Here is an 11,902-nt window from a genome sequence, read left to right on the forward strand (position 1 = left end):
CTCTGTATTTTTTTAATGAAGCTACATCCCCTTTTGACTTTTGCAAATCAGCCATTAAAACAACTACTTTGTCTCTTTCTTTAATCAATTCGTCAGACATGGACGTGTTTTCAGAGATTGCTGCATCATAAGTAGCTTTCAACTGCTCTAAATCCTTCATAACAGTTTCTTTCTCAGTTTCTGTAGTTTTCAATTCTGTTTTCACTACCTCAGCATCTGACGACATTTTAAATATGTACACTAAACTACCTACTAATAATACAGCTAAGATCGCGATTACCGCTTTTAAACTTGAACTACTTTTTTGATTTTCCATTTTTTATTATTTTTTTTTCAAATTTAACAATATATATTTAAGTTATAACGATTGTTATTGCAATTATATTATTTTTGGGAAAAATATTTTTTTCATGGAAAAATTACTGCCATTTACAAAGTACGACCTCGCAAAAATCACCAATCATAGAAGTGGGGAAATTAAATTTGGCGAAAAAATGCATACGGTACCTAAAGATGCTGACCCTATCACATTTTTAAGCACTTGTGAGGCACAGTATGTAATAATAGGAATTCCAGAAGATATAGGAATCAGAGCAAATTATGGCAGACCTGGTGCCGCTTCAGCCTGGGAAAGCGCCATCCGAAGTGTTGCTAACATCCAGCACAATCGTTTTTGTAAAGGAAGTAATCTAGTTGTTTTAGGACAAATTAATGTCTCAGAAGAAATGAAGGAGGTCGAGCATCTTGACTTTAATTCTATCGACGATCGTTCAAAACTAAGTAAACTCGTAGAAAAAATAGATAAAGATGTTTCACATATCATTTGTAGCATCATACAATTAGGAAAAACACCTATTATTATTGGAGGTGGTCATAATAACGCATACGGTAATATAAAAGGAACTGCACTTGCTAAGGGAAAACCAATTAATGCTATCAATTTTGACGCGCATTCTGATTTCCGAATTTTAGAAGGTAGACACAGCGGTAACGGATTCTCCTATGCTTTTGAAGAAGGCTTTCTGAAGAAATATTTTGTTTTTGGTTTGCATGAAAATTACACTTCAAAAAGTGTTTTAGATATCATCAAAAAAACAGAAGATCGCGTTCGTTACATTACCTACGATAGTCTTAAAATTCGCAAAGAAAAAGATTTCAATTTAGAAATGTTTAATGCGTTTGAATTTATAAAAAACGATTGTTTTGGAATTGAAATTGATCTCGATGCTATACCAAATATAGCTAGTAGTGCAATGACCATAAGCGGATTTTCTGTTGAGGAACTGCGACAGTTTATTTCGTTTTTTGGTAAACATTCGAACGCAGCTTATTTACACATTTGCGAAGGTGCACCCGATTTAGGTGAAGAAAAAAACAACCATTTGATTGGTAAATTAATTGGCTATTTGATTACTGATTTTGTTAAAGCAAATACAGTAGATGTGTAATACCATACGTCCTATAAAACAGTCAAGTTAGCAACCTTAAATAATAATACTATCTTTGCAAAACTATCATTGTACTTCCTACATGATATTTAATTTCAAAAATATGTTATTCGAAGATTTATCACTTTCTAAAAGTATTCAAAAAGCCGTTTACGAACAAGGCTATATCAATCCTACACCTATTCAAGAAAAATCGATCCCTTCTATTCTAGCTGGAAACGATTTAATTGGGTGTGCACAAACAGGTACAGGAAAAACCGCTGCATTTGCAATTCCAATTATTCATCAATTACACCGAATTGTAGGGTCATCTAAAAAAGCGAAAGTTATCCGTTCTTTAGTAGTAACACCTACTAGAGAATTAGCTGTACAAATAGGTCAAAGTTTTGATACGTATGCAAAATATACTAATCTAACTCAACTAACCATTTTTGGAGGTGTTTCACAAAATCCACAAGTGGATACACTAAAGGCTGGAATAGATATTTTGATCGCTACGCCAGGCCGATTATTAGATTTACACAAACAAGGATTTATTGATTTAGACCACTTGCATACATTAGTACTCGATGAAGCAGACCAAATGCTTGACATGGGGTTTGTTAACGATGTGAAGAAAATTGTGAAGCTGACACCTAAAAATAGACAAACCTTGTTTTTCTCTGCAACAATGCCAATGGCTATAAGAGAACTAGCTGAAATGTTTTTAACAAATCCAGAGACGGTTACGGTTTCACCTGTTTCATCTACTGCTGAAAACGTCGAGCAACGTGTTTACTTTGTTGAAAAAACTGAAAAGAGAAATTTACTTTATAATTTAATCACCAATGAGAATTTGACCGATGTATTGGTTTTTTCAAGAACCAAACACGGTGCTGATAATGTGGTTAAGGCATTACGAAAACGAAACATACCAGCGGAAGCAATTCATGGAGATAAATCACAAAACGCCAGACAGCGTGTACTTGATGCATTTAAAAACAAAGAAATAGGTGTTCTTGTTGCTACTGATATTGCCGCTCGTGGAATTGACATCGACCAACTACCTTTTGTAATTAACTTTGATTTACCCAACATTCCTGAAACATATGTTCACCGCATTGGTAGAACAGGACGCGCAGGAAATGGTGGAGTCGCAATCTCTTTTTGCTCTAAGGACGAGCATGGGTATTGGAAGGACATCCAAAAATTGATCAAAGTAGATGTAAAAACAATAACTGATCATCCATATCCTTGGCGTGCGGGTAGTCCATCCTCAAATGATGGGGCAAAACCTAAAAACTCCAACCGTAGCGGAGGAGCACATAAATCAAGAAAATCTAGTGCTTCAAAACAAAATAAGAAACGTTGGTATTAGTAAATACTTAATTATAAGGAATCAAAAAGCCTCTTTTGCAATGCAGAAGAGGCTTTTTGATTTGAGTGTAAATTAGATTAAAACAACAAAACCTACCGCTTACGGTAAGTTTCATTGCATTAATTATTTCAATTACTTTTGCATTTTAGCTTGCACCGCTTTTTTCTCAGCAGTCATTTCAAGAGCGCTATAAACATTGATTAACGTACTACTTACCGCTTCATTCTTAGCATCAACTTCAAAAGCTTTTTCTAAATACGGAATAACACTTCTAAATACAGCTTCTCTTTGTTTTTTCAAAACTTCGTAGCGCTTCATATCTTTATCCGAAGTTCCTAACTTATTCATTTCGTCAATGATAGGCTTTTCGTTTTCTAATTTTAAAGCAGCTAAGTTGATGTATGCATTTACATATTTAGGATTAATTTCCATTGCTCTTAATTAATACTTTTCAGCATTGACAACATCTTTTGCGTTACCACTAATTACACCTAAGTTAAAAACTAAATCAGCATCATTAGGATTGCGTTCTAAAACTTCTGTGATTAGTACTTTATATTTATCGAAATCTTTACTTTCTAAGTAAAGGTTTGCCTCGGTAAGTATTAAAGAAGTATCATCTGGGTTAGCAATTCTGGCTTCTGCGATTGCTTTTTTAGCTTCCTCTGTTTTCCCATTTTGAACTAACAGTAGTGAAATGTTTTTAAAGATTTCTCCTCGCTTAGATGGATTAACCTCAACTGTTGGTTTTTCATGAGTACCTAATTTAACCATTCTATCGCGTTCGGCTATTGTAGTAAATGAATCTTCTGCTCCGCTAGCTTTATTCGTTGCTATATACATTGTAGACTTACCAGAGAAATTCAAGTTTTTTAGCTCATAATAAGCAGCTAAAGCCTTATCATACTCATTTGCATTCACATAAGTTGAAGCTGCATAATAAAGATTAAGAGTATCTTTTTTATCTAATAAGTAAGCATCGTATAATTTCTTTGCTCCAATTGCATTTCGGTCAGCTTTTGAATCTGCAATAGCACTATTAATCAATAAATACTTAATTTCAGTTATCGAAGCCGCCGCCTGAGTAGAATACTTTGGTTTACCTGAAGCTTTTTCAGCCTCAATTAAACTTTGGTAAGCAGCCGCAGCAACTCCCAAGTTGGTATCAACATCAACTTTTTTGTTCGCTAGGTCTAAATAAGTATTTCCTTTTACAAAGAAAAACTGTGCTTTATCAGCATCATTAGCTGCAGCTACTAAAGATTCTGCACCTGCTAAAATCGTTGCTGCCTCTTTACTCTCTCCTTTTTTTAATGCTTTTTCAGCTGCTTTTGTTTCATCTTTTTGAGCAAAAGTGGTTACTGAAATCAGTAATGCTGACGCAAGTAGTACATATTTACTTTTCATATTGTTCAATTTTGTTTCTATTATTTTCTTTTTCTAATTATTTTTATTCTTCGTCTTCTTCGTCTTCGTCTTCCGCGCTTTCGTCTTCTTCAATTTCAGAATCATCTTCGTCGTCATCATCCTCTCCACCTTCGTCTTCTAAAACTTCTAATACAGGTTTCACTCTTTCGATAGCAACAACCTCTACAACGTTTCCGTCTTCATCAACTACAACTTCTTCGGCATCGTCTTTCATTACTTTGGTAACTGCTGCGATAGAGTCTTTGCCTTTCAAGTTGATTAGTTTAACTCCTTGAGTAGCACGGCCCATGACACGTAAATCTTCGATTGCCATTCTGATTGTTAATCCTGATTTATTGATAATCATCAAGTCATCAGCATCAGTTACGGCGTTGATCGTAATTAACTGTCCTGTTTCTTCAGTAATATTTAGTGTCTTAACCCCTTTACCGCCACGATTCGTAATTCTGTACACGTCTTCACCGTCTTCGTCAACTAATTTAGTACGTTTACCATAACCGTTTTCTGTTACAACTAATACTTGCGTATCGTTCACAGCATCCTTATCTACAGTAATCATACCAATTACTTCATCAGTATCATCTTTTAATGAAATTCCACGAACTCCTGATGCTGTTCTTCCCATTGGTCTTGTTTTGGTTTCTTCAAAACGAACCAATTTTCCAGACTTCACAGCAAGGATAATTTGGCTTTCACCATTAGTCAATTTAGCCTCTAGTAATTCATCACCTTCCTTAATGGTAATTGCAGCAACACCATTAATCCTTGGTTTAGAATATTTCTCTAAAGATGTTTTCTTAACCTGACCTTTTTTAGTTACCATCACTAAGTTATGGCTCTTGATATAATCTTGATCTTTTAAATCTTGAGTACATATAAATGCTTTTACCTTATCATCACTTTCGATATTGATAAGATTTTGAATCGCTCTACCTTTAGCAGTTTTACTTCCTTCAGGTATTTCATAAACACGCATCCAGAAACATTTACCTTTTTGGGTAAAAAACATCATGTATTGGTGATTTGTGGCTACAAACATGTGTTCTAAGAAATCTTGATCCCTAGTTCCAGCACTTTTTTGCCCTACTCCACCTCTATTTTGAGTTTTGTATTCGGATAAGTTAGTACGTTTGATATAACCTGCATGCGAAATTGTAATTACTACATTTTCATCGGCAATTAAATCTTCGATACTTACATCTCCTCCCGAGTATTCAATAAGCGAACGACGTTCGTCACCGTATTTATCACGGATTTCAACTAATTCCTCTTTTATTAGGTTTGTTCTTAAATCAACGTTTTCTAACAACGCTTTTAAGTGATCAATTAACTTCATTAACTCATCATACTCCGCTCTTAACTTGTCTTGCTCCAGACCTGTTAATTGACGCAAACGCATCTCAACAATTGCTCTCGCTTGGATGTCTGATAATTGAAATCTTTCAATTAATTTTTCACGCGCTTCTTCCGTATTCTTAGAGCCACGAATCAAGGCAATCACTTCATCGATATTATCAGATGCAATAATTAATCCTTCTAAAATGTGTGCTCTTTCCTCTGCTTTACGCAATTCAAAACGTGTCCTTCTAATTACCACATCATGACGGTGCTCAACAAAATAATGAATCATATCTTTCAGATTCAACATTTGCGGACGTCCTTTCACTAGCGCAATATTGTTTACACTAAATGATGATTGTAATTGTGTGTATTTATATAAGGTATTCAACACTACATTAGGAGTAGCATCGCGTTTCAGAATATAAACGATTCGCATACCATTTCTATCCGATTCATCACGAATATTGGCAATACCTTCTATTTTTTTATCATTGACAAGATCAGCAGTACGCTTGATCATATCAGCTTTGTTAACTTGATAAGGAATTTCAGTAACGATAATGCTTTCTCTTCCTTCAACTTCTTCAAAACCTACTTTGGCACGCATTACTACTCTACCTCTTCCCGTTTTGAAAGCTTCACGAACGCCTTCGTAACCATATATAACTCCTCCAGTTGGAAAATCAGGTGCTTTAATATGTGTAATTAGCTCATCGATTTCAATATCATTGTTATCCATGTACGCTAACGTACCATTAACAACCTCCGTAAGGTTATGAGGAGGCATGTTTGTTGCCATACCTACTGCAATTCCTGTAGCTCCGTTGATTAATAAGGTAGGAACTCTTGTTGGCATAACCTTTGGTTCATACAAAGTATCATCAAAGTTCAATTGAAAATCAACTGTTTCTTTTTCGATATCTGCCATGATCTCTTCCGAAATCTTACGCATTCTAGCCTCTGTATAACGCATTGCTGCAGGGCTATCACCATCGACAGATCCAAAGTTACCTTGACCATCTACCAATAAGTAACGCATACTCCACTCTTGAGCCATACGAACCATAGCATCATACACAGAGGTGTCTCCGTGAGGGTGGTACTTTCCTAAAACTTCACCGACAATTCTGGCGGATTTTTTATGGGCTTTATTTGAAAAAACTCCTAAATCATACATTCCGTAAAGAACTCTTCGATGCACTGGTTTCAAACCATCTCTAACATCTGGAAGCGCTCTTGATACAATTACTGACATCGAATAATCAATGTAAGCTGATTTCATTTCATCTTCTATGTTAATAGGAATTAACTTTTCTCCTTCAGACATAAGTTGTTATATTAAAAAATTATATTAGTTTCAAAACGTGCCAATATACGCTTTTTTAAAATTTATTTAAACATTTCACTATACTTATTTCAATGATTTATTAACAAAGAAATAACGGCTTTGTTCACTAAAAATAGCATTTTATAACGTACTTTAAGGTTTTTTTTCTTCCCTTAGCTGACAACGTTACTTAAGGAACGGTTTTTGTTTTTATAATAGTAATTCACTAAATTTACGGATACTAAATATATATTATGGATGATAATTTTTCACCAAGAGTAAAAGATGTCATAACCTACAGTAAAGAAGAAGCTTTACGATTAGGACATGACTTTATAGGCACTGAACACTTAATGCTAGGCATACTTAGAGACGGAAATGGTAAGGCAATTCAGATTTTAAACAATCTAGCGGTTGACCTAGAACATTTACGCCGAAAAGTGGAAATTCTAAGCCCAGCAATTCCTGGAATAGATACGAACCATGAAAAGAAAAACTTGCACCTAACCCGACAAGCAGAAAGAGCTTTAAAAACTACTTTCCTAGAAGCCAAGGTTTTCCAAAGTTCGTCAGTAAGCACAGCACACTTGTTATTGTGCATTTTAAGAAACGAAAATGACCCTACAACCAAGCTATTGAATAAACTAAAAATAGATTATGATCTAGCTAAAGAACAATATTTAAATATGACACCAAGCGAAGAAGAATTCTTGGAAAATTTACCAAGAGCAAGCGACTCCTATAACGATGACCTCGGACAAGATGACAGTCTTAAAGAAGGAACATTCAACAATCCTGCTAATAAGTCTAATAAAAAATCCAAAACACCTGTTTTAGATAATTTTGGTCGCGATCTAACCGAAATGGCCGAAGAAGGAAAATTAGATCCTGTTGTAGGTCGTGAAAAGGAAATTGAACGTGTATGCCAAATTTTAAGCCGACGCAAAAAAAATAATCCACTATTAATTGGTGAACCCGGAGTGGGGAAATCAGCAATTGCGGAAGGTTTAGCATTGCGAATTATCCAAAAAAAGGTATCTCGCATCTTGTTTAACAAACGTGTAGTTACGCTTGATCTGGCTAGCCTAGTTGCAGGAACAAAATACAGAGGACAGTTCGAAGAACGTATGAAAGCGGTGATGAACGAGCTGGAAAAAAATGATGATATCATTCTGTTTATTGATGAAATTCATACTATTGTTGGTGCTGGTGGAGCGACAGGTTCGCTAGATGCTTCCAACATGTTTAAACCTGCCTTAGCAAGAGGAGAAATTCAATGTATTGGTGCAACAACTCTTGATGAGTACCGACAATATATTGAGAAAGATGGCGCATTAGAGAGACGTTTCCAAAAAATTATTGTGGAACCAACTTCTGTTGATGAGACCATTACAATTTTGAATAACATCAAAAATAAATACGAGGACCACCACAACGTTACCTATTCGCAAGAAGCTATTGAAGCTTGTGTTAAATTGACTGACAGGTACATGTCTGAGCGTTTTTTACCGGACAAGGCGATTGACGCTTTGGATGAAGCTGGTTCCCGTGTACACATCACGAATATTGAAGTACCGAAGAAAATTCTAGATTTAGAACGTCAATTGGAAGACATTCGTGAACTTAAAAATGTTGTTGTTAAAAAACAAAAATATGAAGAAGCAGCTAAACTTCGAGATGATGAAAAACGCATCGAAAAAGATTTGGCTATAGCCCAAGAACAATGGGAAGAAGATGCTAAAAATAACCGAATAGAAGTTACTGAGGACAATGTTGCTGATGTGGTATCGATGATGACTGGTATTCCTGTTAATCGTATTGCTCAAACCGAAAGTAACAAACTAGCAAAATTACCAGAACTAATCGAAAGCAAAGTTATTGGTCAAAAAGAAGCAGTAGTGAAAATCGCGCGTTCTATTCAAAGAAATCGTGCGGGTTTAAAAGATCCAAATCGCCCAATCGGTTCGTTTATCTTCTTAGGACAAACAGGTGTTGGTAAAACTCAGTTAGCGAAAGTATTAGCCAAAGAACTTTTTGATTCAGAAGATGCACTAGTACGTATCGACATGAGTGAATACATGGAGAAATTTGCGATTTCACGTTTAATTGGTGCACCTCCGGGATACGTAGGTTATGAAGAAGGTGGTCAATTAACCGAAAAAGTACGCAGAAAACCATACTGTGTAGTACTTCTTGACGAAATTGAAAAAGCACATCCTGATGTTTTCAATATGCTTTTACAAGTTTTAGATGATGGGTACTTAACAGATAGTTTAGGTCGAAAAATTGATTTCAAAAATACAATTATCATCATGACCTCAAACGTTGGTGCGAGACAACTAAAAGACTTTGGACAAGGTGTTGGTTTTGGAACTGCTGCCAAAGTGGCTCAAGCCGACGATAATTCGAAAAGTGTAATCGAAAATGCTTTGAAGAAAACATTTGCTCCTGAATTCTTAAACAGAATTGACGATGTAATCGTATTCAATGCTTTAGAGAAACATGATATCGATTTAATAATCGAAATCGAATTGGAGAAACTATACAAACGTGTGGGTGAATTAGGATACCAACTAAAGCTTTCTGACAAAGCCAAAGCCTATATTGCTGATAAAGGTTTTGACAAGCAATTTGGTGCAAGACCATTGAAAAGAGCAATTCAAAAATATGTTGAAGATGCCTTAGCCGAAGAAATCATCACATCTAAAATTAGTAGTGGAGACGAAATCTTCATGGATATTGAAGAAGGTGCACAAGAACTTTCAGTTAAAGTTCAAAAAGCAGATGAAGCATCGAACTCATAAATTATAACAGTTCAAAATAAAGATAGAACCCGTTACGTTTTTACAACATAACGGGTTTATTCTTTATAGAAACCAAACATTTTTAAAAACAAATCTCTACATTTGGGTTTTATAATCATTTTAAAATAAAAGTATATGTCTCAAGACAAAGTCATCTTAGGTAGCGAAGAATGGTGTTCTTTTCCTGAATTAGGAATTCCAATTATAAAGGCACGTGTGGATTCAGGAGCTAAAACATCTGCTCTCCATGCCATTAACATAGCTCCTTTTATTAAAAATGACAGCAATTGGGTAAAATTTGATATCAATCCGATTCAAAACAATCTCAAAACCATTATTCACTGCGAGGCACCTCTTGTAGACAAGCGAATTGTGAAAAGTTCTAGCGGGTTCAGAGAACAACGCTACGTGATACAAACCAGTTTAAAAATTGGAGATGCTAACTGGCCAATCGAAATGACCTTGACTAATCGTGACTCGATGGGATTTAGGATGTTGCTGGGACGAGAAGCCATGAGCGGACGCGTATTAGTTGATCCTGAAAAACAATATTTACTAGGTCAACCAACATCTGAAAGTTTAAAAGAATTATACCAAAACTCTGAAAAAGCACCAACTGGGCTGCGAATTGGAGTATTGGCAAGTAATCCTGAACTATATAGCAATAAACGCATTATGGAAGCGGGCGAAATGCGAGGCCATGAAATGCACTTTTTGAATATCAAAGAATGCTACATGAGACTTGACGCTGATACGCCTGAAATTCATTATCGCGGCGGAATAATTTTAAATCAGTTTGATGCTATTATTCCAAGAATACGACCGAGTATTACTTTTTATGGTTGTGCCCTCACCCGTCAGTTCGAAGCTTTAAAAGTATACTGTTTAAATTCTGCGGCAGCGATTACACAATCTAGAGATAAGTTATATTCATTACAACTGTTATTACATAGTGGCGTAGGAATCCCAACAACAGGATTTGCTAACTCCCCTTTAGATACCAATGATTTAATCAAAATGGTTGGTGGCCCACCTTTAATTGTGAAGTTGTTAGAAGGAACACAAGGAAAAGGAGTGGTATTAGCAGAAACTAAAAAAGCAGCTGAAAGTGTTATCAATGCTTTCAAAAGTTTAAATGCAAATATTCTAGTACAAGAGTTCATTAAGGAAGCAAACGGAAAAGATTTACGTTTGTTTGTTATCGATGGCAAGGTGGTAGCAACGATACAACGTGAGGCTATGCCCGGTGAATTTAGAGCCAATATACACTTAGGAGGAACAGCATCAGTTATAAAAGCAACTCCTGAAGAAAAACGTATTGCTATTAAAGCAGCAAAAGCTATGGATTTGAAAGTAGCAGGTGTCGACATCATTCGTTCCTCTAAAGGTCCTTTACTTTTAGAAGTGAACTCATCACCAGGATTAGAAGGTATTGAAGGCGCTACTAATAAAGATATAGCAGGCGAAATGATTAAAGCAATCGAGAAAAACTTCAAACATAAACTATAACACGCTTTTAGGAGCCTTCACTTAATTAATTAAAGCTGAAGGCAAACACCTATTGCCAAGGTTATTTCAGAACATATTTAACTTAAATTGTCATTACAAAAAAAAGCCACTCATTAATTTGAGTGGCTTTTTCTATTTGATTATTTCGGACTATATAAAAATACTTAGCACATAATAAACCAAAGCAGCTAACAATGCCGAAATTGGAATTGTCAATACCCAAGCCCATAATAGACTTACTGTAACTCCCCAGCGTACTGCAGAGACTCTTTTAGTTAATCCTACCCCAATAATAGATCCTGTAATAGTATGTGTTGTACTTACTGGTATTTTCAAGTGCTCCGTAAAATACAAAGTCAAGGCACCAGCGGTTTCTGCTGCTACTCCTTCAAATGAAGTTACTTTTGTAATTTTTGAACCCATTGTTTTTACAATCTTCCATCCACCGCTTAAGGTACCTGCTGCAATGGCAGAGTAACAAGCTAAAGGAATCCATGCAGGCATTTTAAACGCACCACTTTCTGATGGCAAAACAACATCCAACCAAGAATCCATGTGTATCCCGGGATTAGCATTAATGTATACCGCAACGGCCGCAGCAATAATACCCATTACTTTTTGAGAATCATTTCCTCCATGACCTAAACTAAAAGCCGCTGAAGATAATAATTGCATCTTCTTTAATGCT

8 protein-coding genes and 1 pseudogene are annotated in these 11,902 nt (G+C 35.6%); 4 read left to right on the forward strand and 5 right to left on the reverse strand.

The annotated features are described in order from the left end of the window. Positions 1 to 316 (reverse strand): annotated as a pseudogene (locus tag P8M54_RS05330) (hypothetical protein); the annotation flags it as partial. A gap of 94 nt (positions 317 to 410) precedes the next feature. Between P8M54_RS05330 and P8M54_RS05335 the strand changes: the two are divergent. Both P8M54_RS05335 and P8M54_RS05340 read left to right on the forward strand, forming a co-directional pair. Beyond that, complete coding sequence (locus P8M54_RS05335) at positions 411 to 1,448, forward strand: formimidoylglutamase (protein ID WP_300285970.1); 1,038 nt, start codon at positions 411 to 413, stop codon at positions 1,446 to 1,448. 103 nt (positions 1,449 to 1,551) lie between these two features. Then, positions 1,552 to 2,805: a DEAD/DEAH box helicase gene (locus tag P8M54_RS05340; protein WP_300285973.1), complete on the forward strand. Its 1,254-nt coding sequence runs from the start codon at positions 1,552 to 1,554 to the stop codon at positions 2,803 to 2,805. A 132-nt stretch (positions 2,806 to 2,937) separates the two neighbouring features. On the opposite strand, the gene P8M54_RS05345 is transcribed toward P8M54_RS05340, so the two are convergent. Genes P8M54_RS05345 through gyrA form a run of 3 tightly spaced genes read right to left on the reverse strand, consistent with a single transcriptional unit; the run spans position 2,938 to position 6,901 of the window. Further along, a complete protein-coding gene (locus tag P8M54_RS05345; protein ID WP_300285975.1) occupies positions 2,938 to 3,237 on the reverse strand; it encodes a hypothetical protein in 300 nt (99 codons plus the stop codon). A gap of 9 nt (positions 3,238 to 3,246) precedes the next feature. Continuing rightward, positions 3,247 to 4,212 carry a tetratricopeptide repeat protein gene (locus P8M54_RS05350; protein ID WP_300285977.1) on the reverse strand — a complete coding sequence of 322 codons (966 nt, stop codon included), beginning with the start codon at positions 4,210 to 4,212 and terminating at the stop codon, positions 3,247 to 3,249. Between the two features lie 43 nt (positions 4,213 to 4,255). Further along, the gene (gyrA, locus tag P8M54_RS05355) at positions 4,256 to 6,901 is read right to left on the reverse strand and encodes a DNA gyrase subunit A (protein ID WP_300285979.1); all 2,646 of its coding nucleotides are present in this window, start codon (positions 6,899 to 6,901) and stop codon (positions 4,256 to 4,258) included. A 254-nt stretch (positions 6,902 to 7,155) separates the two neighbouring features. Between gyrA and P8M54_RS05360 the strand changes: the two genes are divergently transcribed. Together P8M54_RS05360 and rimK are read left to right on the forward strand one after the other, a co-directional pair. Then, positions 7,156 to 9,705, forward strand: coding sequence for an ATP-dependent Clp protease ATP-binding subunit (locus P8M54_RS05360; protein ID WP_300285981.1), 2,550 nt, complete (start codon positions 7,156 to 7,158; stop codon positions 9,703 to 9,705). 135 nt (positions 9,706 to 9,840) lie between these two features. Next, a complete protein-coding gene (rimK, locus tag P8M54_RS05365; RefSeq protein WP_300285983.1) occupies positions 9,841 to 11,214 on the forward strand; it encodes a 30S ribosomal protein S6--L-glutamate ligase in 1,374 nt (457 codons plus the stop codon). Between the two features lie 150 nt (positions 11,215 to 11,364). Here the strand turns inward: rimK and P8M54_RS05370 are convergent. Next, the coding region (locus tag P8M54_RS05370; RefSeq protein ID WP_300285985.1) for an inorganic phosphate transporter at positions 11,365 to 11,902 on the reverse strand (538 nt) is incomplete at its 5' end.

Origin of the sequence: Flavobacterium sp., from assembly GCF_029242675.1 — a bacterium.
In the GTDB taxonomy this organism is placed as follows: domain Bacteria; phylum Bacteroidota; class Bacteroidia; order Flavobacteriales; family Flavobacteriaceae; genus Flavobacterium.